We start from the raw sequence: 24,259 nt of genomic DNA, 5'->3' as shown, positions 1-24,259 counted from the left end.
CTATCCGATCTTCAGCTGCTTGATCTCCGTGGTCTGGTCGATGTCGGAGGATCTGACCACCACCGACACCACCCAGTTCCCGGCGAGCGGCAGCTGCGCCGTCCCGTTCCAGCGCCCGGTGCCCTCGGCGGTCAGCGGGACGGTGAGCGGGCCGAGGTCGCGGTCCGGCAGGGTGAAGGCGAGCTCCACCTCCGGCACCTCGACCGGCTGCCCGTCCGCGCCGTCCAGCTTCAGGTGCACCTCGTTCGAGCCGGTGGCGGCCGGGTTGAGGGTGACCGTCGCGGTGCCCTTGGCGTTCGGCGTCCGGCCCTTGGTGTCGTACGGCAGGGTGAGCTCGACGGTCCGGCCCGGCACCGTCTGCGCGGCGCCGGCCGTTCCGCCGGTGGTCCCGCCGGCCGCGGGGGCGGTGCCGTTGGCGGCCCCGGCCGCGATCTCGCCCGCGACCCGCCCGGGCGGGGAGTTGGTGAGCAGGGTGGTGACCACCAGCACGGCCACCGCGACCCCGGCCTCCGCCAGGACCGAGCGGCGCAGACCGGCCCGGGTCGGGGTGAGCCCGCGGGCCCGGCCGGCCTTCTCCCGGGCGGCCCGCTGACGGGCCAACTGGGCGCGCCGGACCGGGTCGTCGGGGTCCGGCCGGTCCGCCCCGGGATCCGTACCGGGCTCGGTGTCCGTACCCGTGGGCCCGCCGGAGCCGCCCGCCCGGTCCGTCGCGGTCCCGGCCGCGACGGCGACCGCCACCGGGACGACCTCCGCCGCCTCCTCGGGGGCGGCCCGCAGCCGGGCCAGCCAGGCGCGGGACATCCAGGCCGCCCCGAGCATGGCGATCACGCAGCCGGTCTTCACCAGCAGCAGCCGCCCGTAGTCGGTGGTGGTCAGCGCGCCCCAGCTGCCGAGGCCGCGCCAGGACTGGTAGACGCCGGTGCCGGCGAGCACCAGCACGGCGCCGAACGCGATCCTGGAGAAGCGGTCGGCGACCTCCGCGCCGACCCCTTCGCGGAGCCCGACCAGCAGGGCGGCCAGACCGCCCAGCCAGAGCGCCATCGCGACCAGGTGGAGCATGCCGAGCGGCAGCGCCAGCCAGACCTGGATGCCCACCGAGGCGTGGTCGGCGCCGACCCAGGTCGCCGAGAGCGCGACGGCCAGCACCAGGCCGGCCGCCCCGAGGCCCAGCCGGGCCTCGCGCTGCGGGCGTTCGGCGGCGCGCCGCTCCAGCTCCCGCAGCTCGTCCTCCTCCGGGTCCCCGCCGGCCCGGTCGCCGCCCGCCGTCCGCCCGCCGCCGGCCCGGGTGCCGGCCGGCTGTCCGAGCTGGCCGACCAGCAGCGACAGGAACACCCCGCTCGCCGCGAGCAGCAGCAGCCGGGCGGCCAGCGCGGTGCCGATCCGCTCGTCCAGGGTGGCCCGGACCAGCGAGAGGTCGAAGGCCTTGGCGACCCCCGAGCCCCGCTCGTACGGGCCGCGCAGCATCAGGACCGCCACGGTGGACACCAGCAGTGCCACCCAGCCGCCCATCAGCAGCCGCTGCACCGGGCGCCGGGCGACCCCGGCCGGCCAGCAGATCAGGACGAACCCGGCCGCGCCCGCGAGCAGCGCGAACGCCCCGTAGGCGACGGTCCGGGCGGTGCCGTAGAGCGCGGCGACCACGCCGTCCGCCTCGGCGCTCTGCAGCGCGTTGGTGGAGACCGTGGTGGCCGAGGGCGCCCCGATGGAGAAGGTGAACGCCCCGCCGATGGGGTGCGAGTCCTCGGAGACGGCCCGCCAGGCGACGGTGTAGGTGCCGTCGGCGAGCCCGCTCCCGAGCCCGACCCGCGCGGTGTTGTCCTTGCCGTCGGCGTGTGCGGGGCTGCCGGAGTCGACCGCCCTGCCGGCCGGGTCGAGCACCCGCACGGAGTCGGAGGAGAGTGAGACGGCCTCGCTGAAGGTCAGCGTGACGGTCTGCGGCGCGGTCGGCAGGACGCTGCTCTGCGCGGGGTCGCTGGACTGGAGGGTGGCGTGCGCGGCGGCCGGTCCGGCACCGCCGAGCAGCAGCGCGAGGACCGCGCCGAGCACGCCGAGCAGCCCGGCGATCCGCCGTCCCACGAGTCCCGGTGCCATCAGCATGGTGCGGTTCCTCAACTCTGGCCGGGACGGTAGGTGAGCTCCTTGACCGGAACCTTCACCGAGATGGTGCCGGTCCGGGCGAAGGTCAGGTCGAGTTCGACCTCGTCACCGAGGGCGGGGGCCTTCTGCCATCCCATGATCATCAGATGGTTCCCGCCCCGGGCGAGCTGCAGCGTGCCCTTCGCGGGCACGTCCAGCCGCTCGACCTGCTCCATGGTGGTCGCCGTCGACCGGTGCATGGTGACCGAGGTGGCGCCCGGGCTGGAGACCTTGACCAGCTCGTCGCCCTGGCCGCCCTCGTTGCGCACCGTCAGGTAGCCGGCCGCCATCCCGCCGGCCGGCGGCAGCGGGATGTAGGAGTCGGCGACGCTCAGCCGGGCCGCCCCGCCGCCGGCACCGTCCTGGCCGCCCGTCCCGCAGGCGACCAGGAGGGCGCCGGCGCCCAGTGCCGTCGCCAGCGCCGCCCCCGCGAGTGCCGTCCGCCGGAAGCCGAGGACGCCCTTCACGCGGCGACCCCCTTGGCGAGCAGCGGCAGGTCGTGCTCGAAGGTCTTCACCTCGGTGCCGCTCAGGTAGAGGAGGTGGGCCTTGTCGTCGGAGGGCAGGAAGGCCAGCACCTGGGCGCCGTGGGTGGAGGTGACGGTGCCGTCGCCGTTGGTCACCGGGTCCTCGATCAGGATGCCGAGGGTCTTGGCGGCGACCTTGACCTTCTCCAGGTCGCCGGTCAGGCCTATGAAGTCGCTGCCCATCGAGTCCAGCCAGGTGCGCAGCACCTGCGGGGTGTCGCGCTGCGGGTCGGTGGAGACGAAGACGATGCTGACCTTCTGCCGCTCCTCGGGGGAGAGCTTCTTCATCGCCACGCCGATGTCGCCCATGGTGGTCGGGCAGACGTCCGGGCAGCTGGTGTAGCCGAAGAACAGCAGGGTCGTCCTGCCCGCGGTCTGCCGGCGCAGGTCGTACGGCTGCCCGGAGGTGTCGGTCAGCTGGAGGTCCGGCTTCTCGAAGTTCTTGCCGAGCACGGTGCCCTCGTAGGGCGAGTCGGCCTTCTGCCGGACGACCTTGGCGGCGGTGCCGGAGCCCCCTCCGTCGGAGCCGCAGGCGGTCAGGGTGAGCGCGGCGGCCAGTGCGACGGCGGCGGCGCCGGCCAGGCGGGCGGAACGGGGGGTACGGGCGGTGCGGGGCATGGGAGAGGTCCGATCGTGTGCGGTGGATCACCGGCGGGGCCGCGCCCGGAACGCGGGCGCGGCCTGCGGCGGGTACCGGGAGCGGCCCCGCCGGTGCGGGGGTCAGGAGGCCGGGCCGCTGCTCCGGCGACGCAGGCCGAGGACGCCGACGGCGGTGCCGATCACGCCGACCACGATGCCGACGACGCCGAGCGTCCGGGCGGTGGAGTCACTCGCCCCGTCGTCCCCGGACGCGGTCCCGTGGGCGGCGGCGTCGCCGTGCGCACCGGCCGTGGCGCCGGCCGACGGGGTGGCGGAGGCGGTCACGCCGTGACCGTCGGAGGAGGCGGCCTTGGTGAGCTTCAGCACCGGGGCGGGCTTGGCCGGCTCCGGCTGGCCGTCCTTGGCCTCGTCGATCCAGCGGACGATGTCGCCGTTCTCGTAGCTCTGCAGGGCCTTGAAGACCAGCGAGTCGGCGTCGGTCGGCAGCGGGCCGAGCGAGACGCGGAACTCCTGGAACTGGCCGGGGGCGATCTTCACACCGGCGTCGGCGGTCCAGGTGATCTTGGAGACCGCCTCGTTGACGTCGTTGCCGTGCACCTTGATCGGCTTGTCGAGCTTCGACTTCTCGACGACGGCCGTCCAGCCCGGCAGCGGCTGGGTGCGGACGGAGGCCAGCGGGTGGTCCAGCGGGAGGTTGAGCTCCAGCTTCACGGTGCCGGCGGAGTCGCTCTCGTTCGGGACCCGGAAGTCGACGGCGGTGTAGCCGCCCTGCTCGGCGCTGCCCGGGTTCACGGTGACGTGGGCGAAGGCGGGGCCGGCCAGGGCGACCACGGCAGCGGCGGCGGTGAGGGCGACGGCTGCGGTACGACGGGCGGGAAGGGAACGCATGGGGTTCGTGTCTCCGTTCGGAGGCTCGGCGGACGGCCAGCTCGCTGGCACGGGGGGAACCGTGCCGCGGGGCGGTGGCCGCCGGCGTGGTGACGAGGTGGGGGAAGGGCCGTGGGGCCGCACGGATCGGCGGGTACGGCGTGCCTGCCGCGTACCACCCGTCCGCCGAGGGGCCGGTGCCGGAAGACGGCGGGCACCGGGAGGACCGGGGGCGGGGTCAGTACGCGAGGGCCCCGGCCGGCGGACCGCGCCGCACCACGCTGTGCCGCAGCGCGGCGGCGGCCGGCAGCGGGTCGTCCCCGCCCCGTCCGGCGCGGCGGCGGACCGGGCCGGCCGGCGGCCCGAACAGGCCGCGCAGCAGCACCGCGGCCAGGGCGAACGCCGTCCGCAGCGGCGCCGCCCAGTGGGTGCGGGCGGCCGTCGCGGTGATCCGCAGCAGCCGCCACAGCGCGGCCTCGCCGCGCCGCAGCCACCAGCCGGCCACCAGGGCCGCGGCCAGGTGGCCCGCCAGCATCGAGGGCGTCATCCCGAGCACGCCGCCCTGCCACCACGGCGGGGCCGCGTACGCCTGCGGGTCGAGCCCCGCGCCCGCGACCAGCTGCTCGGCGGTCGGGGAGCCGGGCAGCCCGATCAGGGTGCCGGGCCTGGCCTCGTTGCAGATCAGCCGGCCGGCCACCTGCGGCAGGGTCAGCGGGCCGGAGCCCGGCGGACCGCCGTGGTGCGCACCGGCCGCGCCGCCGGCCGCGTGACCGCCGGCGAAGTGGAACAGGAGGTGCAGTCCGAACTGACCCGCCACCAGCGCCCCGGCGATCGCGCCCAGCGAGCGCTCCCGGCCGCCGAGCCCGGCGGCGAGCACCAGCAGGGCGGCGAAACCGGTCGCCAGCGCGGGCGGGGCGACGTCCCCGCCGCCGGCCAGGGCGTGCCCGGCGGCCGCGATCAGCGTGCAGACCAGGGCGAACGGAACCGCCCGGGCAAGCCGCAGGTCCCAGGCGGCGGCCCCCACCGGCGCGTCCGGTGCGGGGGCGCCCGGGTGCGGGGCGGCGGCTGGGGCAGTCATGGCCGGGCCATCATCTCATCGCCGACACCCACCGGACCGGCAGGGTGGGAAATCCCTACGAATGCCCCGATCGGCCCCGCGCACGGCCCCGCGCACGGTCCCGGACGTGCGCCACCCGGCACATGCCCGTCCCCCCGTCCATCCGCCGAACGGGCGGCAGCGCACCCCGGTCACGGTTCACCTGCGCGCCGTCCGGAGATACCTCGTTATATGTGGAGCCGCAGCCAGGAGGGACCTCCCGTGGACATCTGGTGGACTCTGCACCTCAAGCGCGACCCGGCCAGCGTGCCGCTCGCCCGCCGCATACTGCTGGGCGCGATGGCGACCGCGGGCGTCGACCCGCAGATCGCCCACGACCTCGGGGTCGCGCTCAGCGAGGCCTGCGCCAACGCCGTCGAGCACGGCGCGGGCGGCCGCCCCGACGACGGCTACCAGGTCACCGCGTCGATCAGCGGCGACCTGCTGCGGATCGAGGTGACCGACTCGGGCCCCGGCCTGCCCGGCCCCGCCCCGGCGGCCCGCCGTCCGGCCCCCGCCCCGGCCGCGCCGGTCCGTCCGGCCGGGCGGCCGCAGCCCCGGCCCCGCTCCCGGCGCGGCCGGGCCACCGTCCCCGGGCCGCTGCTCACCGCGCACCGCCCGCGCCGCGACGGCCGCCCGTACGACACCCACGTCCTGCCGCCGGCCGCCGACCCGCCGATGCCCTCGCTCCGGCCGCTGGACCTCGACGCCCTCCCCGAGCTCACCGCCGAGTCGGGTCGCGGCCTCTTCCTCATCCACGCCCTCACCGACCACGTCCAGCTCCGCAACCACCCGCTCCGGGGCGCCGTCGTGAGCTTCGACAAGATCCTCAAGTGGCAGGACGACGCCCTGCTCCGCCGGGCGTCCTGAGGGGTGCTCCGCCGGTCACCGCCGGGGTTCCTGGCGGCGCCGGGGGTACCTGCGTGCCCGGGCGGCGCCGCGGTCCGGGCCGGCCCGATCCGCGGCCCGGGGCCCGGCGTGCCGACCGGGGTCGGTCGCGGGCGGGACGTCGGCGGCGGGTGAGCAGGGGGCGAGCGGCGGGTGAGCAGGAGGGTGACGGTTCCGAGGGCGACGGCCGAGGTGACGGCGGGCGGTTCGGTGGCGGCGCCCGCGCCGCTGTCGGCGAGGCGGCCGCCGGCCCTGCGGCCCCGGCCCCGCGTTCCGCTTGCCGGGCCCGGAGGGCCGCCGGAGGATGGGGGAATGATGCACCGGATGCGTGCGGAGTACGACGCCGGCGGCCCGCCCGCCGGGGTGCGGCTGTGGCACATGGTCCGCGGCGACGGGGACGTGGCGATGTGCGGCCGCGAACTGGACGCCGCGGCGCCCGCCCGGGAGGCGGTCGACTGGGGGCGCACCCCCGAACTCTGCTGCCACACCTGCGGCGCCTACCTGTTGCGCGAGGCGCCCTGGCTGGCCGACGAGCACCGGCCGGGCCCGCCGGACGGCGAGCCGGGAACGGCCTGGCCGACGGGCTGACGGAGGCTCCGGCGGTGGTGCGGTGAACGGCCGCGGCGGGCCCGGGTCTACCGTGGGCGCCATGGACATGGAGCAGTCCCTGGTCCGGCCGCGCTCGTTGACCCGCGAGGCCGCCGCCCTGCGCGCGGGTGTCCCCGCCCCGGCCGTCCACGTCGACCGGCTGTGCGCCCGGATCGAGCAGGTGGACCCGCTGATCCACGCCTTCGTGCCGGAGCCCGGCCGCGCGGACCGGCTGCAGGCCGAGGCCCGGGCGCTCGCCGCCCGCCACCCCGATCCGGCCCACGCCCCGCCGCTGTACGGGGTGGCCGTCGGGGTCAAGGACGTCGTGCGGGTGGACGGCCTGCCCACCCGCGCCGGCTCCGCGCTGCCGCCGGGCGTCCTGGCCGGGCCGCAGGCCGCGGTGGTGGACCGGCTGCGGGCGGCCGGCGCCCTGGTCGCGGGCAAGACGGTGACCGCCGAGTTCGCGGGTGCCGCCCCCGGCCCGACCCGCAACCCGCACCATCCCGGCCACTCCCCGGGCGGCTCCAGCAGCGGCTCCGCGGCGGCGGTCGCGGCCGGGCTGGTGCCGCTGGCGATCGGCACCCAGACGATCGGCTCGGTGGTCCGCCCGGCCGCCTACTGCGGCGTGGTGGGCTTCCGGCCGACGCACGGGCGGATCCCGTCGGCGGGCGTGATCCCCAACGCGCCGACGTTCGACACCCCCGGTCTGTTCACCGCGGACCTCGCGGGCGCCGCGCTGGCCGCCCCGCTGCTCTGCGACGACTGGGACGACCGCCCGGCGGCCGCCGGCGACGACGGCGTGCCGGTGCTCGGCGTGCCGGTCGGCCGGTACCTGGAGCGGGCCGGCGCGCAGGCGCGGGAGGCGTTCCGAGGGCAGCTGGAGCTGCTGACCGCACGGGGACTGACGGTCCGCCGGATCGATCTGCTGCCGGACTTCGACGAGCTGGAGCGGTGGACGCGGACGATCAACCGCTTCGAGACGGCGGCCTCCCACGCCGAGTGGTTCGACCGCTTCGGCGGCCTCTACCGGCCGGAGACGGTGGCCGCCGTCCGGCACGGCCGGGCGGTCGCCCGCTCCGCCTACGAGGCCGCGCTGCGGGCCCGTTCGGCCTTCCGCGAGCGGCTCGCCGAGCAGCGGCGGCGGGCCGGGGTGGACCTGCTGCTGGCGCCCTCGGCGACCGGCCCGGCCCCGTTCGGGCTGGACGGCACCGGCAGCGCGGTGATGTCGCTGCCGTGGAGCTGCGCGGGGCTGCCCGCGCTGAGCCTGCCCGCCGGGGTGACGGCGGAGGGGCTGCCGCTGGGCCTCCAGGTGGTCGGCGAGGCCGGGGCGGACGAGCGGCTGCTCGCACTGGCGGCCGTCCTGGAGCGGGTGCTGGACACCGCCTGAGCGGCCGCCGGCCCGGCCCGGGCGTCACCCGGCCAGCGCGGGCGAGTCCGGGTCGGTGGCGTCGGCGCGCAGCAGGCGCAGGGCGGCGCGGTGCGCCCGCTCGTACGGGGTGTCCTCGTCGAACAGCAGGGCCAGCGGGTTGGCGCTCTCCAGCAGTGCGATCAGGGTGAACGCGAGGTCCTCGGGGTCGGTGTCGGCGCGCAGTTCGCCGGTGTCGCGGGCGCCGTTCACCAGGCCGAGGACGGTGGCCCGCCACTCCCGCCCGTTGGCCGCGAGGGCGTCCCGCAGCGGGCCGGGGCGGGCGTCGTACTCGGCGGTGACCTCGTAGAAGAAGCAGCCGCCGGGGAACACCCGGGCGCGCGAGTAGGCGAGCCAGGACTCGAAGAGCAGCCGGACCTTGCGCAGGCCGGGGGGTTCGGCGGCGATCGGGTCGAGCACGGCGTCGGAGAAGATCCGCCGGGCCGCGCGGATGGTGGCGAGCTGGAGCTCCTCCTTGGAGCCGAAGCCGGCGAAGACGCCGCTCTTGCTGAGTCCGAGGTCGGCGGCGAGCCGGCCGATCGACAGTGCGTCCAGACCCTCGACGGAGGCGATGTCCACGGCCCGGCGCAGGACCGTCCGGCGGGTCTCCTCGCCGCGCAGGACCCGTCCGTCGGTGGTCGGCGTGTTCGGTCCGGCCACTTCTCACCCCAGTTCTCCGGCCCGTGCGCCGGACTCCGTCCGTGCCGCCCAGGGTAGCGGGGGGCAGCGCCGGGACACTAAAAAAGCACGAACGGTCGTGCTAATATCTCGCGGAGTCCGGCTCTCGCCCCTCGGCACCCACAGGAGTTCCGCATGGACCCGGCCGTCGCACTGATCCGCACCGCCCTGAACACCACCGCGTCCGTCGCCCCCGGCCTCGCCGGCCGGGCCGCGTTCGCGCTCTACCGCCACCCGCTGCGCCGTTCCCGGGTCCGCACCCGGGAGCGCGAGGTCCACGCGCGGGCCGTCACCCGGACGATCCGTCACCGCGGCGCACCGGTCGTGGTCCACCGCTGGGGCGACGGCGCCCGGCCCGTCCTGCTGATGCACGGCTGGCAGTCCCGGGCGTCCCGGTTCGCCGACCTCGTGCCCCGGCTGCGCGCGCTCGGCCTGAGCGCCGTCGGCTACGACGCCCCCGGGCACGGGGACTCCGGCGGGCGGACCGCCACCGTGCTGGACCACCGGGCCCTCGCCCTGCGGCTCCAGGAGGAGTACGGCGCCTTCGAGGCGGTCGTCGCCCACTCGATGGGTGCCAACGCGGCCTTCCTGGCGCTGCGCGAGGGCCTGGAGGCGCGGCGGCTGGTCGCCGTCGCCGGGGTCGCCGGGATCTCCTGGCTGCCCGCCGCCTTCTGCGCCAGGGCCGGCCTGAACGCCACCGTGGAGAGGGAGTTGACGCGACTGGCGGAGAGCGGGGCGATGTTCCCCGGGGTCGCCGACGTCCGGGCGCACTTCGACGCCACCCGCGACCCCGGGCAGATCGGCCTGCCGATCCTGGTGGCGCACGACGAGGACGACGACGTCGTCCCGTTCACCGAGGCCCGCCGGCTGCGGGCGGCCTACGGGGAGCGCCTGGAGCTGCTGGTCACCCGGGGCCTCGGGCACCGGCGGATCCTCACCGAGCCCACCGTGCTCGACAACGTGATCGGCTTCCTGTCCGCCGGGACGGCGACGGCGACGGCGAGGGCGGTTGACGCGCCCGGGACGGCGACGGCGGTGGACGCGGGATGAGCCTGCTCGAACTGCACGCCCGCTCCCTGGAACTGGCCGCCGGCGTGGTGGACACCGTGCAGCCGGAGCAGCTGGTGCTGCCGACCCCGTGCGCCGGCTGGTCGCTGCGGCGGCTGCTGGAGCACGTGGTCGGCCGGCACGACGGCTTCACCGCGGCCGCCCGGGGCGCCGGTCCGGACCTCGCGCTCTGGCGCGACGTCCCGGTGCACGGCGATCCGGCCGGTGCCTTCCGGCACTCGGCGGCGCGGCTGACCACCGCGTTCGCGCTCGCCGCCGCGGCCCGGTGGCCGGCCCCGCTCTGGCTGCCGGAGATCCTCCCCGGCCGTCCGGTCCCGTTCGAGCGGGCGGTCGGCTTCCACCTGCTGGACACCCTGGTGCACGCCTGGGACGTGGCGGCGGCACTGGGCCCGCCGGACCGGCTGACGGCCGCCGTGGAGGCGGAGCCGCAGCTGGCCCGGACGCTGCTCGCGGTGGCCGGGGCGGTGCCGGCCGGACCGGCGGACCGGGCGCCGGGGCGGGCGTTCGCCGCCGTCCGGACGCCGCGGGACACGGCCGGGCCGTTCGAGCGTGCGCTCGCCCTGCTGGGCCGCGACCCGGCCTGGGCGCTCCCGGAACCGGTGCGCTGAACGTCCCCGGCGGACCGTCCGTGCCGGGGCCGCCGCCCCGCCGTCCGGGCCGCCGCCTCCGGCCGGCCGGGTTACCGCCGGCCGGGCCGCTGCTCGTCGGGGAAGCGGGGCCCGCCGATCAGGAAGAGCAGCGCGGCGGTCGGAAAGCCGAACGAGGCGGCCAGTAGCACGATGAACTCCCAGAACATCCGTCGCTCCTCGTCGTCGGAGCCGCGGGCGCGGGTCCCCCGGAGGGGATCCCGAACCCCCGGGGCCGGGATCGGCCGAACAGTCCACCCCCGGTCCGACGGTATGGCCGGATCACCCGCGCTGCCACCGGGGGAGTGCGGCACCGCGCGTGCACGGGTCTGGGCTCGCGCCGCGCCGGCGCGCACACTGTCGGGATGCAGGTACAGCTGGCAGGGGAAGCACGGCGGCCGGAGTGCGTGAGCGAGGACTTCGCGGCGGCCACGTCGGAGGCGCTCGTCCTGCTCGACGGTTCGAGCTCGCCGACCGGTCTGGAGTCGGGGTGCCACCACGGCACCGCCTGGTACGTCCGCAGACTCGGGGTGCACCTGCTGACCCGGCTCACCGACCGCGCGGACCGCTCGATCGCCGAGTGCCTGTCCGACGCGATCGCCGAGACGGCCGCCCTGCACGGCGGGCGCTGCGACCTCGCCCACCCCAACACCCCGGCCGCGATGGTGGTCGCGGCCCGCCGGCACGGGTCGGCGCTGGAGTACCTGGTGCTCGGCGACTCGCTGCTGGTCCTGGAGCCGGTCGACGGCCCGCCCCGGGTGATCGGCGACAACCAGCGCTTCCCGGGCGGCGAGGAACTGCGCCGGCAGGTGTGGTCGACGGTGCCGGGATCCGCCGAGCGCGCCGCGCTGCACCTGGAGTACACGCTGGCGGTCCGGGCCGCCCGCAACTCCGGCCACGGCCCGTGGATCGCCGCCGCCAGTCCGCGGGCGGCCGCGCACGCCGAGACCGGGTTCGCCCCGCTGGACGGACTGCGCGCGGTGGCCGCTCTCTCGGACGGCGCCGCGCGGTTCACCGAGCGCTTCGGCCTGGGCAGTTGGGGCGACGCGCTGCGGCTGCTCGCGGAGTGCGGACCGGCCGAGCTGATCGCCCAGGTGCGGGCGGTGGAACGGGCGGACGCCGCCTGCGAGCGCTGGCCGCGCGGCAAGGCGCACGACGACGCCTCGGCCCTCTACGCCCGTCTCCAGGAGCCGTTCGGGGCAACGCGGCCCGCGTGAACCCGCCGCCTTCCGGGGCGGGTCCGCACGGGCCGTGCTGTTCCGGGTGACTCCTACCGGGCGTCGGCGGGGATGGTGCCGAGGCGGCCGGCCTGGAAGTCCTCCATGGCCTGCTGGAGTTCGCGGTGGCTGTTCATCACGAACGGGCCGTAGTGGGCGACCGGCTCGCGGATCGGGAGGCCACCGAGGAGGACGACCTCGAAGTTGTCGTCGCGGGAGTCCTGCTTCCCGTCCGCGCGCAGGGTGATCGAGTCGCCGTCGCCGAAGACGACGGCCTGGCCGCGGTGGAAGGGGCGGTGGTCGGTGCCGGCCGAGCCGTTGCCGGCGAGGCCGTAGGCGAGGGCGTTGAAGTCGGAGCGCCAGGGCAGGGTGATCTGGGCGCCGGGGTTGATCGAGGCGTGGATCATGGTGATCGGGGTGAAGGTGGTGCCCGGGCCCTGGTGGCCGTCCAGCTCGCCGGCGATCACGCGCAGCAGCGCGCCGCCGTCGTCGGTGCTGAGCAGCTTGACGCTGCCGCCGCGGATGTCCTGGTACTTCGGGGTGATCATCTTGTCCGAGGCGGGCAGGTTCACCCACAGCTGGAGGCCGTGGAACAGGCCGCCGGACCGCACCAGGGACTCCGGCGGGGTCTCGATGTGCAGCAGGCCCGAGCCGGCGGTCATCCACTGGGTGTCACCGTCGGTGATGGTGCCGCCGCCGCCGTGCGAGTCCCGGTGGATGAAGGTCCCGTCGATGATGTAGGTGACGGTCTCGAAGCCGCGGTGCGGGTGCCAGGGGGTCCCCTTCGGCTCCCCGGCCGCGTAGTCCACCTCGCCCATCTGGTCCATCATGATGAACGGGTCCAGGTACTTCTGGTTGATCTTGGCGAAGGCGCGGCGGACGGGGAAGCCCTCGCCCTCGAAGCCCTCGGGGGCGGTGGCCACGGTGAGGACCGGGCGGGCGGTCGAGGTGGCGGCGTCCGGGGTGGCGACGCGCGGGAGGGTCAGCGGGTTCTCGACGGTCACGGCGGGCATGTCGGCCTCCTTCGGGGGATTTTCCTCTGGCCTGCGTCCACGAGATTAGTTCAATGCTCAACAAGAAGCAAGTTGAAAGTTGAACCAAATGGTCGCGCGACGCGCTCCGGGCGGCCCGCCGTCGGGGCGGGCGGGCCCTCGTCCATCCTCCGTCAGCCGTACATCCGCCGCATCGTGAAGTCGACCATCTGCTCGACCGCCTTGGCGTCGAACACCATCCGGTGCTCGCCCTCCATGTCCAGCGCGAAGCCGTAGCCGGTCGGCAGCAGGTCGAGGACCTCGGCGCCGGTGACGGTGAAGTGCTTGGAGTCCTTGCCGGCGTACCGGCGCAGTTCCTTCAGCGAGCTGAACATCGGGATCACCGGCGTCGGCGTGTTGTGCAGGGCCAGGAAGCCCGGCCGCTCGCCGCGCGGGCAGTGCACCTTGGAGGTGATGAAGATGGCCTGGAAGTCCTCCACCGCCATCGAGCCGGTGGTGAAGGCCCGGACGGCGTCCGCCAGGGACGGCGGGGACGGCTCCGGGTAGAGGGACTGCTGTGCGCTCGGCGGCTGCTCGCCGTACGGGCCGGGGCCGGGCATGCCGTTCATGCCCGGCTGCGGCCCCGCCTGCTGGTAGGGGTCGCCCGGGTACGCGTTCTGGTCATAGCCGTACACACGGACAGGCTATCGGGAGCGCGCCCGCCCGCGCGGGCGCCGATCCTGACAAGGAGTGGCCGCCCCGGATTGTGGGACGTGACCACGTTCACGGCGGAATCCCGGGAGGATTCGGTGACGGGGGCTTGAAACAAGTTACCGCTGGGTAGCATCATGAGGCCTACTGGTGGGTACGGGGCGCCCGAACGCGGCGTTCTCCCGGAAGCGACGAACCGGAGAAAACGGCCATGGGTCACTACAAGTCCAACCTGCGGGACGTGGAGTTCAACCTCTTCGAGGTGTTCGGCCGCGACCAGGTGTACGGCACCGGACCGTTCGCGGACATGGACGTCGAGACCGCGAAGAACATCCTGGGCGAGATCGCGCGCCTCGCCGAGAACGACCTCGCCGCGTCCTTCGCCGACACCGACCGCAACCCCCCGGTGTTCGACCCGGAGACCAGCACCGCGCCGGTCCCGGCCGCCTTCCGGAAGAGCTACCAGACCTTCATGGACGCCGAGTGGTGGCGCCTGGGCATCCCGGAGTCGATCGGCGGCCAGGTCACCCCGAACTCGCTGATCTGGGCCTTCGCGGAGCAGATCCTCGGCTCCAACCCGGCCATCTGGATGTACTCCTCCGGCCCGGCCTTCGCCGGCGTCATCGCCGAGGAGGGCACCGAGGAGCAGCTTGAGGTCGCCCGGCGGATGACCGACCGGCTCTGGGGCTCCACCATGGTCCTCACCGAGCCGGACGCCGGTTCGGACGTGGGCGCCGGCCGCACCAAGGCGGTCCGCCAGGAGGACGGCTCCTGGCACATCGAGGGCGTCAAGCGCTTCATCACCTCGGGCGAGCACGACATGTCCGAGAACATCGTCCACCTGGTGCTGGCCCGCCCCGAGGGCGGCAAGCCCGGCACCAAGGGCCTGGGCCTGTTCATCGTCCCCAAGTTCGACTTCGACTGGCGGACCGGCGAGCTGGGCGAGCGCAACGGCGTCTACGCCACCAACGTCGAGCACAAGATGGGCCTCAAGGCCTCGAACACCTGCGAGATGACCTTCGGCGCCAAGCACCCGGCCAAGGGCTGGCTGCTCGGCGAGAAGGTCGACGGCATCCGCCAGATGTTCAAGATCATCGAGTTCGCCCGGATGATGGTCGGCACGAAGGCCATCGCCACCCTCTCCACCGGCTACCTGAACGCGCTGGAGTACGCCAAGGAGCGCGTGCAGGGCGCCGACATCTCGCAGTTCCTGGACAAGACCGCCCCGCGCGTCACCATCACCCACCACCCGGACGTCCGCCGCTCGCTGCTGACCCAGAAGGCGTACGCCGAGGGCATGCGCGCCCTGGTGCTGTTCACCGCCTCGGTCCAGGACGACATGACGGCCGCCAAGCTGCGCGGCGAGCACGACGAGGCCGCCGAGCGCCTCAACGACCTGCTCCTGCCGATCGTCAAGGGCTACGGCTCGGAGAAGTCCTACGAGCAGCTCGCCCAGTCCCTGCAGACCTTCGGCGGCTCCGGGTACCTGCAGGAGTACCCGATCGAGCAGTACATCCGGGACGCCAAGATCGACACCCTCTACGAGGGCACCACGGCCATCCAGGGCCAGGACTTCTTCTTCCGCAAGATCGTCAAGGACGGTGGCCAGGCGCTCACCGCCCTGTCCGAGCAGATCCAGAAGTTCCTCGGTGCCGCCGAGGGCGGCGACGCCCTCGCCGCCGAGCGCGAGCTGCTCGCCAAGGCCGCCGGGGACCTGGAGGCCGTCGTCGGCAAGCTGCTCGCCGACCTCTCCTCGGTCGAGCAGGACGTCCGGAACATGTACAAGGTGGGCCTCAACACCACCCGCCTGCTGATGGTCTCCGGCGACGTCGTGGTCGGCTGGCTGCTGCTGCGCCAGGCCGCGGTGGCCCTGGCCAAGCTGGAGGCCGGCGCCTCCGGGAAGGACGTGCAGTTCTACCGGGGCAAGGTGGCGGCCGCCCGCTTCTTCGCCAGGAACGTGCTGCCGACCGTGGCCTCGCAGCGGCTGATCGCCGAGGGCATCGACAACGAGATCATGGAGCTGGCGGAGGAGGCGTTCTGACGCCGGCCCCGAAGACCGCCTGACCCACCCTCGCGCCGAAGGGCCCGGTCCCCCGACCGGGCCCTTCGGCGCGTCCGCGTTCGTCCGCGTTCGTCCGCGTTCGTCTGTGGTTGCGGTAGCGGTTGCGGTTGCGGCGGTGCGGTGCGGCGCCGTCGGCGCACGGCAGGGCCGCGCCCGGTCAGGCCGCGCGCAGCGCCTGCAGCGGGTCGGTGCGCGCGGCCCGCAGCGCCGGGTGGAGACCGGCGAGCAGCCCGACCGCGGTGCCGATGAGCGGCGCCGGCAGGGTCACGGCGGGCTGGAGCACCGCGGTCCAGTCCCGGGCGGCGGCGACCGCGACCACCGTCGTCACCCCCAGGCCGGTGCCGATCAGCCCGCCGAGCGTCCCCAGCACGGTGGACTCGGTGAGGAACTGGGCGGCGATGTGCCCGGTCCGGGCACCCAGCGAGCGGCGCAGGCCGATCTCCTGGGTGCGCTCCAGCACCGCCACCAGCGTGGTGTTGGCGATGCCGACCGCGCCGACCAGCAGACAGATCGCGGCCAGCGCGAGGAACAGTCCGGTGAGGTCCGAGGTCACCCTGTCCTGGAGGCTGTGCGGGTCCGGCGGCGGGAGCACGGTGAACGCGTCCGGGGCGTCCGGCCGCAGCGCGACCGGCACCTGCGCGGCCACCACCGGGGCCGCGCCGGCCCGGGTCGCGATCAGCCCCCGGGCCGTCCGGTCCGGCTCGCCGCCCGGGTTGCCGTACCGCGCCAGCGCGGTGCTCGCCGGGACGATCATGCCGAGCAGCGCGCCGGGCTGCCGCCGGACGTCCGAGTAGATGCCGATCACCGTGTACGGCAGCGAGTCGATGAAGACCGCCGGCTGGGCGTCGAGCCGGCCGACGCCCAGCCGGGTCGCGGCGGCCCTGCTCAGCAGGACGACCGGCTGGGCGGTCTCCTGGACGAACGGGTCCATCGTGACGCCGGCCGTCAGGGTCGGCTCCATCGCCGCGACCGCGCCCGGCGTGGCGGCGAGGACGGCGAGGCCGGTGCCCTCGCTCTCCCCGCCCGGGCGGCCGGAGACCGCCGGGGCGCCGGGCAGCGGCCACCAGACCCCGCCCGAGCGGACGCCGTCGATCCGGGCGAGCCGGGTGTCGGTGTCGGCCGGGAAGTTCGTCGGCGGGTTGGCACCCGGCGCGACCCCGTCCGTCCGGGGCCGGTCGTCGACGTCCACCGTGGTGGCCCTGGTCAGGCCGAACTGCTCGCCGATCTGGCCGGAGGCGGTCGCGGTGAGGCCGAGCACCGTGACGAACGCGCCGATGCCGAGCACGGTGCCGAGGACGGTCAGCACCGAGCGGCCGGGGCGCTGCAGGATGCCGGCCAGCGACTCCGAACCGAGGTCGCGCAGTCCCAGCCGGGAGGACGGCTCGTGGAGCGGGGTGCGCTTCACCGGGCACCCGCCCCTTCCGCCGCGGCGTCCGGACCGGGCAGCGGGGTGAGCCGCCCGTCCCGGATGCCGATCCGGCGGCCGGCCCGGTCCGCCACGGCCGGATCGTGGGTGATCACGACCAGGGTGAAGCCCTCCGCGTGCAGCCGGTCGAACCGGTCCAGCACCGCCGCGGCGTTGGCCGAGTCCAGGTTGCCGGTCGGCTCGTCGCAGAGCAGCAGGCTGGGGCGGTTGACCAGGGCCCGGGCGATCGCCACCCGCTGGCGCTCGCCGCCCGACATGGTGGTGGGCAGCGCGTCCGTCCGGTGCCCGAGGCCGACCCGGTGCAGTGCCTCCAGCGCGGCGGCCCGGCGGGTCCTGGCCGGGGTGCGGTTGTAGAGCTGGGCGAGCAGCACGTTCTCCTCGGCGGTGCGGTGCGGCAGCAGGTGGAAGGACTGGAAGACGAAGCCGATCCGCCGGCCGCGCAGGGTCGAGCGGTCCCGGTCGCGCAGACCGCCGGTGTCGATGCCGTCCAGCTCGTAGCGGCCCCGGCTGGGGCTGTCGAGCAGCCCGAGCAGGTGCAGCAGGGTGGACTTGCCGGAGCCGGACGGGCCCGTGACGGCCAGGTAGTCGCCGCGGCGGACGGTGAGGTCGCAGGGGTGCAGCGCGGTGACGGGCGGATCCCCGGGGTGGGAGCGCCCGACCCCGTGCAGGGCGATCACGGGCGGTTCGGCGGGACAGTCGTGGACGGGCGGGCCGCCGGGGCTCCGGTGGACGGGCGGTCCGGTCACTTGCCGACCACCACCTGGTCGCCGGGCCCGAGCACCGCGCCGTCGGCCGGGGTGACGGCGACCAGGCCGTCGGCGGACACCCCGGTGGTCACCGGTACGGTGGTCCGGCGTCCGGCGGCGTCCACCGTGGTGACCGAGGTCCGGCCCGACGCGTTGGTGGAGATCGCGGCGACCGGGACGGCCGTGACGGGCTGGTCGGCGTTGTCCTTGAGGACGGTGAGCCGGACGTTCCTGCCGTTCAGCTCGGCGGGCAGCGGGGCGGCGGGGGTCACCGCGAGGGGGACGTAGGACGGTGCGGCCGCTCCGGCGGGGTTCGCGCCCTGGTTGTTCTGGCCGGGAGGGGCGGCGCCGGCGCCACCGGCCTGACCGGCCCCTGCGGCGGTGGCACCTCCCAGGGTGATCACCCGGCCGGCCGGGGCGGTGGTGGTCGGGGCGCCGAGTTCCGCGACCGTGCCGGTGAGCCTGGTGCCGGTGTCCTCGGCGAGGATCTCCACGGCCATGCCCGGCTTCACCCCGGTCGCCTGGGCGGGGGTCAGCTGCCCGGTCAGACTGAGCCCGCCGCTGGTGAGCGAGAGCAGGGTGCCGGAGGCCGGCGAGCCGACCTGGCCGTTGACCGCGGTGACCGGGGCGGGCAGGGCCGGCAGGAAGGCGACGTGGGCCGCGGGCACCATGGGGCCGTTGACGGCGGCGGCCTTGGCCAGGGCGGCGCGGTCGGCGGTCAGTTGTTTCTTCGCGGCCGCGATCTGCTGGTCGAGGTCGCCGCCGGCCGGCGGGGCGGCGGGGGCGGCGGCCGGCGTCGAGGGCACGGTGGGTGCGGTGGGCTCGGTGGGTGCGGTGGGCGTGCCGGCGGGTGTGCCGGTGGGCACCGGCGCGGCCGGTGGCGCCGCCTGCCCGGCCCGTTTCTGCGCGGTGAGCGTGTCGACGGCCTGCCGGCTCGCGTCCACCGCCTTCTGCGCGGCGTCGACCGCCTGCTGGGTGGCGGCGCCGGTGGTCGGGGCCGGATAGCCGAGCCGTCGGTAGAACTCGGTGACCGCCTTGGCGGTGCCGGCCCCGAACTCCCCCCCGGCGTCCGCCCCGACGGAGAACCCCAGCTCCGTCAGGGCCTCCTGGAGCTCGCCCACGTCCGGGCCGCTGCTGCCGGGCCTGATGTCCCGGTAGGCGGGCACCGGACCCTTCAGTGCGATCAGCGGCTGCCCGGAGACCTCGGCCAGCAGCCGGCCACTGGCAACCGTGTCCCCGGTTCTCACGGTCAGCTTGGAGACGTACAGCTGGGTGACCTCCGCCGAGGCGCTGCCGGGCACGATGTCGTACCGCGTCGGCGGGTAGACGACGCCCCGGGTCGGCACCGACCGGTTCAGCACTCGGCTGACGACCGGCGCGGTGATCAGGCTGTTGGGCGGCGGAGCAGCCCGGGCGGCCCGCTCGGCCGGTGACTTCACCAGCGTCGCCGCTCCGAGCCCACCCACCGAGAGCAGTGCGGCCACGGCCGCCACGACCAGCAGTACCCGCTTGCGGCGGGCGGTGCGGGAACGGCCCGGCGGCGTCGTGAACGCCTCCGTCGCGCTCTCGCCGCCGGACTCGGATTCGCCCGAACTGATCGTCAACAATGATGTCTCCCATGACACTTGATGAGACCAAGTGTCGCGTGCGGAGAGTCTGCTGGGAATAGACGGGAATAGCGGGGACTGTCGGTCGGTCGGGTTGCCGGAGCTGACCGGTACCGAGGTGCTCCTGCTGTTCGAACCGGTCGGCGGGGTCGACCTGGCGGGCTGGGACCCGGCGGTCCGCGGGGTGCTGCTGCGGGCCTGCTGCGGTTCGCCGCCCGCCGCCCGCCGCCCGGCCGGCGGGCGCGGTGCCGGCGGGCGCGGTGCCGGCGGTCCTCCCGGAGCTGCCGGTGGACGGGTCGGCGAGGAGGCCGGAGGGACTGCGGACGGCGAGCTGACGGGTGTTCGGCGCGGCTGTGTGCCCGCGCGGACGCACTCGGTGACGGACGGGCGTGCGGCGGCAGTTCACGTTTCTGTCTGCGTTCTGCATCCGTTGGGATGCTCCGAGTGTCATGTCCGTGTACGGGCATATGCTCAGAGTGCGAAGCCGATCCCCCATTTCGGCCTTCGGCCCTCCCTCGACCCAGGAGCAGCATGTCGACCGCCGCCCGCCAGGCCTTCTTCGACCGGACGCACACCGATGACCTGATCGCCTTCCTCGGCACCTCGCCGTCGCCCTACCACGCGGTCGCGAGCGCGGCCGAGCGTCTGGAGAAAGCCGGCTTCCGACAGGTGCTGGAAACGGACGCCTGGGACGGTCTGGCCGGCGGCCGGTACGTCGTCCGCGGCGGCGCGCTGATCGCCTGGTACGTACCGGACGGCGCGGGACCGGAAACACCGTTCCGGGTGGTCGGCACCCATACCGACTCACCCAACCTCAGGGTCAAGCCGATCCCCGACACCGGGTCGGCTGGCTGGCGGCAGGTCGCGGTGGAGATCTACGGCGGGGTGCCGCTCAACACCTGGCTCGACCGGGACCTCGGCCTCTCCGGGCGGCTCACCCTGCGCGACGGCAGCCGGCGGCTGGTCCAGCTGGACGAGCCGCTGCTGCGCGTCCCGCAGCTGGCGATCCACCTGGACCGCCAGGTCAACGAGGGCATGAAGCTCGACAAGCAGCGCCACCTCACGCCGATCTGGGGCCTCGGCCCGGTCGACGAGGGCGGGCTGATCGCCTACGTCGCCGAGCGCGCCGGGGTCGACGTCGCCGAGGTGACCGGCTGGGACCTCATGACCCACGACGTCCAGCCCGCCTCCTACCTGGGCCGGGACCGCGAGCTGCTGGCCGGTCCGCGGCTGGACAACCTGCTCTCGGTGCACGCCGCCACCGCCGCGCTCGCCGCCGTGGCGACCGCCGCCGGGACGGACGGCGTCGCGCTGCCGTACATCCCGGTGCTGGCCGCCTTCGACCACGAGGAGACCGGCAGCGAGTCGGACACCGGCGCGCAGAGCCCGCTGCTCGGCAACGTCCTGGAGCGCAGCGTGTACGCGCGCGGCGGCGGTCTGGAGGACCGGGCCCGGGCGCTGGCCGGCACCGTCTGCCTCTCCTCCGACATGGGCCACGCCGTCCACCCGAACTACAGCGAGCGGCACGAGCCGGGCCACCACCCGCTGCCGAACGGCGGGCCGATCCTCAAGGTCAACGTCAACAACCGGTACGCCACCGACGGCGTCGGCCGCGCGGTGTTCGCGGAGGCCTGCGAGCGGGCCGGCGTGCCGTGGCAGAGCTTCGTCTCCAACAACGCCATGCCTTGCGGGACGACGATCGGCCCGATCACCGCGGCCCGCCTCGGCATCCAGACCGTGGACTGCGGCATCGCCGCGCTCTCCATGCACTCGGCGCGCGAGCTCTGCGGCGCGGAGGACCCGTACCTGCTGGCGAGCGCGATCAAGGCGTTCCTGGAGGGCTGAGCACCGACGGAGGGGCCCGGTGGACGCGATGTCCGCCGGGCCCCTCCGTCCGTCGCCGCCCGGGGGTGCCCGGGGCGGTCGTCACTCCATGCCCGCCAGCACCAGCGGCAGCCGGCGCGTGCCGTCGGCGGTGAGCCGCACCGGCACACCCCAGTCCTGCTGGTGGACGTGGCAGGCCGGGTACTCGATCGCCGGGTCGTCGTCGCAGGACGCCGCCATCGCCGAGACGTGCAGCACGCCCTCGGTCACCTCCGCGGAGAGCACCAGCTCGCGGGAGAGCGCGGTGTCCGCGCCGGCACCGGACACCAGCAGCTCGGGCGGGGTCGCGCTGACCAGCAGCCGGGTGGACGGGCCGTAGCGCTCGTCCAGCTTCTGGCCGGTGGGGGCCTGGAAGACCACGTCCAGCCGCAGCGCGCCCGGTGCGACCTCGGTGGCGGCCCGCCGGGTGCGGTGCGCCACCGCGTCCACCCGGACGGCCTCCTCGGGCAGCCGCAGCCGGGTCAGCCGGTGCCGGGCGGACTCGACCACCACGATGTCGCCGTCGACCAGCACCGCGCCGGACGGCTCGCGCAGGTCGGTGGCCAGCGTGCTGACCTCGCCGCTCGCCGGGTCGTAGCGGCGCAGCGCGTGGTTGTAGGTGTCGCTGACGGCCACCGAGCCGTCCGGCAGCACGGTGACGCCCAGCGGGTGCTGGAGCAGCGCCTGCCCGGCCGCGCCGTCGCGGTGCCCGAAGTCGAAGAGGCCGGTGCCGACGGCGCTGTGCACCTCCTTGGTTTCACGTGAAACCCAGCGCACGGCGGAGGTCTCGGCGTCGGCGACCCAGAGCCGCTCGCCGTCCGCCGAGACGGCCAGGCCGGAGGGCTGGGCGAACCAGGCCTCGGCGGCGGGTCCGTCGACCAGACCCTCGTTGGTGGTGCCGGCCGCGACGCCGACCGTGCCGGCGGCCGGGTCGTAGGCCCACAGCTGGTGGACGCCGGCCATCGCGATCCACACCCGGCCGTCGAACCAGGCGACGTCCCACGGCGAGGAGAGGTCCACCTCGCGGGCCGGGCCCGCGGTCGCGGAGCCCTGCCACCACTGCTTGCCGGTGCCGGCCAGGGTGGTCACGCTGCCGTCCGCCAGCCGGACGCCGCGCAGCGCGTGGTTGACGGTGTCGGCGACGACCACGTCGTACCCGGCGGTGCCCTCCGGCAGCAGCACGAGGCCCTGCGGCTCGCTGAACCGGGGCTCGGTGCCGTCCACCAGACCGCGCACGCCGTCGCCGATCCGGCGCACCACGGTCTCGCCGTCCGGCTCCAGCTCGACCAGGCGGTGGTGCCCGGAGTCGGCCACCAGGAGGTTCCCGTTCGGCAGCCGGACCGCCTTGCCCGGGAACTTGAGCTCCCCGGCGACCGGCTCGGGCGCCACATACGGGCCGTCGCCGCGCCGCAGCGTCCCCTTGGCCGTGTGCTCCGCCTCCAGCTCCTCGACCAGCCGGGCGATGGCGTGCGCGTGGCCCTCGCCGGCGTGCTGGGCGACCACGTACCCCTCCGGGTCGATCACCACCAGCGTCGGCCAGGCCCGCACCGCGTACTGCTTCCAGGTGGCGAGCGCCGGGTCGTCCAGCACCGGGTGGTGCACCTCGTACCGGTCCACCGCGTCCACCACCGCCCGGTGGTCGGCCTCGTGCACGAACTTGGGCGAGTGCACTCCGACGATCACCACGGTGTCGCGGTGCTTCTCCTCCAGCTCCCGCAGCTCGTCCAGGACGTGCAGACAGTTGATGCAGCAGAACGTCCAGAAGTCCAGGACGGTGATCTTGCCCCGGAAGTCGGCGAGCGTGAGCTCCTTGCCGCCGGTGTTCAGCCAACCGCCTGCCCCGACCAGCTCGGGAGCGCGTACACGTGCACGAGATGCCATGGGCCAATCAAACAGCACGGTGGCCGCCGGCATTCCGCGACCCGGGGCCGGGGCCGGGCCCGGGGTCAGACGATGAGGTGGGGGAGGAAGCGGGCGCCCTGGTGGGTGATGGGGCTGTCGTCGGTCTCCCGGATGCCCAGGCCGGCGGCCTCGCCGTCGACGACCCAGGTGCCGAGGACGGGGCGGTTGCCGTCGAAGTCGGGCAGCGGGTGCAGCTGCTGGTAGCAGTGGCCCTCGGCGCCGTAGCGGTCCGGGTCGCCGGCCCAGTCGGCGAGGCGGGTCTCGCGGCCGCCCGGCTCGACGATGCGCACGCCCGCGCCCTCCCGGCCCAGCAGCGGCTTTGCGGCGTAGCCGGGGCCGTCCGGTGCGGCGAGTTCGCGCGGGCCGTCCAGGTAGGCGGGGAGCAGGTTGGGGTGGCCCGGGTTGAGCTCCCAGAGGACGGCCAGCAGGGCCTTGTTGGAGAGCAGCATCTTCCAGGCCGGTTCGATCCACAGGGTGGAGCCGGTGGAGCCGCCGTGGTCGATGACGTCCAGCAGTTGCTCGCCGAACTCGTCGGAGGCCAGCCACTCCCACGGGTAGAGCTTGAACGCGGAGCGGATGAAGCGGTGGTCGAGGTCGACGAAGCGGCCGGACAGGGCGTCCCAGCCGATGTCCTCCATGGCGATGCCGACGGTCTCGATGCCGGCCTGCTCGGCGCACTCCTGGAGGTAGAGGGTGGTCATCCAGTCCTCGCCCTCGGTGTCGCCGCGCGAGTGCGCGAAGTGCACCGGGCCGGGCGGCAGCAGGTGCTTCTGCCGGGCCCAGGAGGCGACCAACCGCTCGTGCAGCGAGTTCCACTGGTCGGCCTGCGGGAAGCGCTCCTCCATCCAGAACCACTGCGGGCCGGCCGCCTCGATCAGCGAGGTCGGGGTGTCGGCGTTGTACTCGAACAGCTTCGCCGGGCCGGCCCCGTCGTACGCCAGGTCGAACCGCCCGTAGACGGAGGGCTGTTCGTCGCGGCGGTGCCAGGACTCGGCGACGGCGGCGGCCAGCCGGGGGTCGGTGATGCCGTAGTCGGCGAACCGGCCGGTGCGCACCACGTGGCCGGCGGCGGCCAGGGACAGCTCGTGCAGTTCCTCGACCACCTCCTCCAGTGCCTCCACCTCGGGCAGCGAGAACTCGTAGTAGGCGGACTCGTCCCAGTAGGCGTGCGGGCCGCCCTGGTTGCAGGGGTCCGAGCACATCGCGTAGATCAGGCCCTGCCCCTCGACGGTGGCCAGCCAGTCCCGGCGCGGTTCGACGGTTCGGCGGCGCACGG

The 24,259-nt window shown here is 75.2% G+C and carries 21 protein-coding genes; 8 read left to right on the top strand and 13 right to left on the bottom strand.

Annotated elements, in window-relative coordinates:
* The 5 genes from ACFCX4_RS01240 to ACFCX4_RS01220 all read right to left on the bottom strand — a co-directional run bounded on the left by ACFCX4_RS01240 (nt 1) and on the right by ACFCX4_RS01220 (nt 5,207).
* On the bottom strand, nt 1-2,097 hold the full coding sequence (locus ACFCX4_RS01240; RefSeq protein ID WP_376137809.1) for a FixH family protein: 2,097 nt from the start codon (nt 2,095-2,097) through the stop codon (nt 1-3).
* An 11-nt stretch (nt 2,098-2,108) separates the two neighbouring features.
* Nucleotides 2,109-2,603 (bottom strand): copper chaperone PCu(A)C, encoded by a 495-nt coding sequence (locus tag ACFCX4_RS01235; protein ID WP_376137808.1) that lies wholly within the window; start codon nt 2,601-2,603, stop codon nt 2,109-2,111.
* Nucleotides 2,600-3,280 carry an SCO family protein gene (locus ACFCX4_RS01230; protein WP_376137806.1) on the bottom strand — a complete coding sequence of 227 codons (681 nt, stop codon included), beginning with the start codon at nt 3,278-3,280 and terminating at the stop codon, nt 2,600-2,602. The genes ACFCX4_RS01235 and ACFCX4_RS01230 overlap by 4 nt, the downstream gene beginning before the upstream one ends.
* 102 nt (nt 3,281-3,382) lie before the next feature.
* The gene (locus ACFCX4_RS01225; protein ID WP_376137805.1) at nt 3,383-4,150 is read right to left on the bottom strand and encodes a YcnI family protein; all 768 of its coding nucleotides are present in this window, start codon (nt 4,148-4,150) and stop codon (nt 3,383-3,385) included.
* Between the two features lie 217 nt (nt 4,151-4,367).
* Complete coding sequence (locus ACFCX4_RS01220; RefSeq protein ID WP_376137804.1) at nt 4,368-5,207, bottom strand: hypothetical protein; 840 nt, start codon at nt 5,205-5,207, stop codon at nt 4,368-4,370.
* A 240-nt stretch (nt 5,208-5,447) separates the two neighbouring features.
* Here ACFCX4_RS01220 and ACFCX4_RS01215 point away from each other — a divergent pair, with 240 nt between their 5' ends.
* From ACFCX4_RS01215 to ACFCX4_RS01205, 3 genes are all read left to right on the top strand, one after another.
* Nucleotides 5,448-6,095, top strand: coding sequence for an ATP-binding protein (locus ACFCX4_RS01215; RefSeq protein WP_376137803.1), 648 nt, complete (start codon nt 5,448-5,450; stop codon nt 6,093-6,095).
* A gap of 342 nt (nt 6,096-6,437) precedes the next feature.
* On the top strand, nt 6,438-6,701 hold the full coding sequence (locus ACFCX4_RS01210; RefSeq protein WP_376137802.1) for a hypothetical protein: 264 nt from the start codon (nt 6,438-6,440) through the stop codon (nt 6,699-6,701).
* 61 nt (nt 6,702-6,762) lie between these two features.
* Nucleotides 6,763-8,088, top strand: coding sequence for an amidase (locus ACFCX4_RS01205; protein ID WP_376137801.1), 1,326 nt, complete (start codon nt 6,763-6,765; stop codon nt 8,086-8,088).
* A gap of 24 nt (nt 8,089-8,112) precedes the next feature.
* Here the strand turns inward: ACFCX4_RS01205 and ACFCX4_RS01200 are convergent, their stop codons facing one another.
* Nucleotides 8,113-8,766: a TetR/AcrR family transcriptional regulator gene (locus ACFCX4_RS01200; RefSeq protein ID WP_376137800.1), complete on the bottom strand. Its 654-nt coding sequence runs from the start codon at nt 8,764-8,766 to the stop codon at nt 8,113-8,115.
* 153 nt (nt 8,767-8,919) lie between these two features.
* Here ACFCX4_RS01200 and ACFCX4_RS01195 point away from each other — a divergent pair, with 153 nt between their 5' ends.
* The 3 genes from ACFCX4_RS01195 to ACFCX4_RS01185 all read left to right on the top strand — a co-directional run bounded on the left by ACFCX4_RS01195 (nt 8,920) and on the right by ACFCX4_RS01185 (nt 11,695).
* Nucleotides 8,920-9,834: an alpha/beta hydrolase gene (locus tag ACFCX4_RS01195; protein WP_376137798.1), complete on the top strand. Its 915-nt coding sequence runs from the start codon at nt 8,920-8,922 to the stop codon at nt 9,832-9,834.
* Complete coding sequence (locus ACFCX4_RS01190) at nt 9,831-10,460, top strand: TIGR03086 family metal-binding protein (RefSeq protein ID WP_376137796.1); 630 nt, start codon at nt 9,831-9,833, stop codon at nt 10,458-10,460. Before ACFCX4_RS01195 ends, ACFCX4_RS01190 begins: the two co-directional genes overlap by 4 nt.
* A 383-nt stretch (nt 10,461-10,843) precedes the next feature.
* Complete coding sequence (locus tag ACFCX4_RS01185) at nt 10,844-11,695, top strand: integrase (protein ID WP_376137794.1); 852 nt, start codon at nt 10,844-10,846, stop codon at nt 11,693-11,695.
* 53 nt (nt 11,696-11,748) lie between these two features.
* Here ACFCX4_RS01185 and ACFCX4_RS01180 read toward each other — a convergent pair whose 3' ends face one another.
* Together ACFCX4_RS01180 and ACFCX4_RS01175 are read right to left on the bottom strand one after the other, a co-directional pair.
* Complete coding sequence (locus ACFCX4_RS01180) at nt 11,749-12,708, bottom strand: pirin family protein (protein WP_376137793.1); 960 nt, start codon at nt 12,706-12,708, stop codon at nt 11,749-11,751.
* A gap of 152 nt (nt 12,709-12,860) precedes the next feature.
* On the bottom strand, nt 12,861-13,361 hold the full coding sequence (locus tag ACFCX4_RS01175; protein ID WP_376137792.1) for an SseB family protein: 501 nt from the start codon (nt 13,359-13,361) through the stop codon (nt 12,861-12,863).
* 227 nt (nt 13,362-13,588) lie between these two features.
* Between ACFCX4_RS01175 and ACFCX4_RS01170 the strand changes: the two genes are divergently transcribed.
* Nucleotides 13,589-15,418 carry an acyl-CoA dehydrogenase gene (locus tag ACFCX4_RS01170; RefSeq protein WP_376137791.1) on the top strand — a complete coding sequence of 610 codons (1,830 nt, stop codon included), beginning with the start codon at nt 13,589-13,591 and terminating at the stop codon, nt 15,416-15,418.
* Between the two features lie 178 nt (nt 15,419-15,596).
* Here ACFCX4_RS01170 and ACFCX4_RS01165 read toward each other — a convergent pair whose 3' ends face one another.
* Genes ACFCX4_RS01165 through ACFCX4_RS01155 form a run of 3 tightly spaced genes read right to left on the bottom strand, consistent with a single transcriptional unit; the run spans nt 15,597 to nt 19,215 of the window.
* Nucleotides 15,597-16,844 carry an ABC transporter permease gene (locus ACFCX4_RS01165; RefSeq protein WP_376137789.1) on the bottom strand — a complete coding sequence of 416 codons (1,248 nt, stop codon included), beginning with the start codon at nt 16,842-16,844 and terminating at the stop codon, nt 15,597-15,599.
* Nucleotides 16,841-17,611: an ABC transporter ATP-binding protein gene (locus ACFCX4_RS01160; protein WP_376137788.1), complete on the bottom strand. Its 771-nt coding sequence runs from the start codon at nt 17,609-17,611 to the stop codon at nt 16,841-16,843. Before ACFCX4_RS01160 ends, ACFCX4_RS01165 begins: the two co-directional genes overlap by 4 nt.
* A complete protein-coding gene (locus tag ACFCX4_RS01155; protein WP_376137787.1) occupies nt 17,608-19,215 on the bottom strand; it encodes a peptidoglycan-binding protein in 1,608 nt (535 codons plus the stop codon). The genes ACFCX4_RS01160 and ACFCX4_RS01155 overlap by 4 nt, the downstream gene beginning before the upstream one ends.
* Before the next feature lie 534 nt (nt 19,216-19,749).
* Between ACFCX4_RS01155 and ACFCX4_RS01150 the strand changes: the two genes are divergently transcribed.
* Nucleotides 19,750-21,063 (top strand): M18 family aminopeptidase, encoded by a 1,314-nt coding sequence (locus ACFCX4_RS01150; protein ID WP_376137786.1) that lies wholly within the window; start codon nt 19,750-19,752, stop codon nt 21,061-21,063.
* 81 nt (nt 21,064-21,144) lie between these two features.
* Here ACFCX4_RS01150 and ACFCX4_RS01145 read toward each other — a convergent pair whose 3' ends face one another.
* Nucleotides 21,145-22,962: an NHL domain-containing thioredoxin family protein gene (locus ACFCX4_RS01145; protein WP_376137785.1), complete on the bottom strand. Its 1,818-nt coding sequence runs from the start codon at nt 22,960-22,962 to the stop codon at nt 21,145-21,147.
* A 65-nt stretch (nt 22,963-23,027) separates the two neighbouring features.
* A complete protein-coding gene (locus ACFCX4_RS01140; protein ID WP_376137784.1) occupies nt 23,028-24,257 on the bottom strand; it encodes a glutathionylspermidine synthase family protein in 1,230 nt (409 codons plus the stop codon).
* Between the last annotated feature and the right edge of the window lie 2 nt (nt 24,258-24,259).

It is taken from the genome of Kitasatospora sp. NPDC056327, assembly GCF_042261735.1.
Taxonomy (GTDB): Bacteria; Actinomycetota; Actinomycetes; order Streptomycetales; family Streptomycetaceae; genus Kitasatospora.
This window is presented reverse-complemented; position numbering and strand designations above follow the sequence as displayed.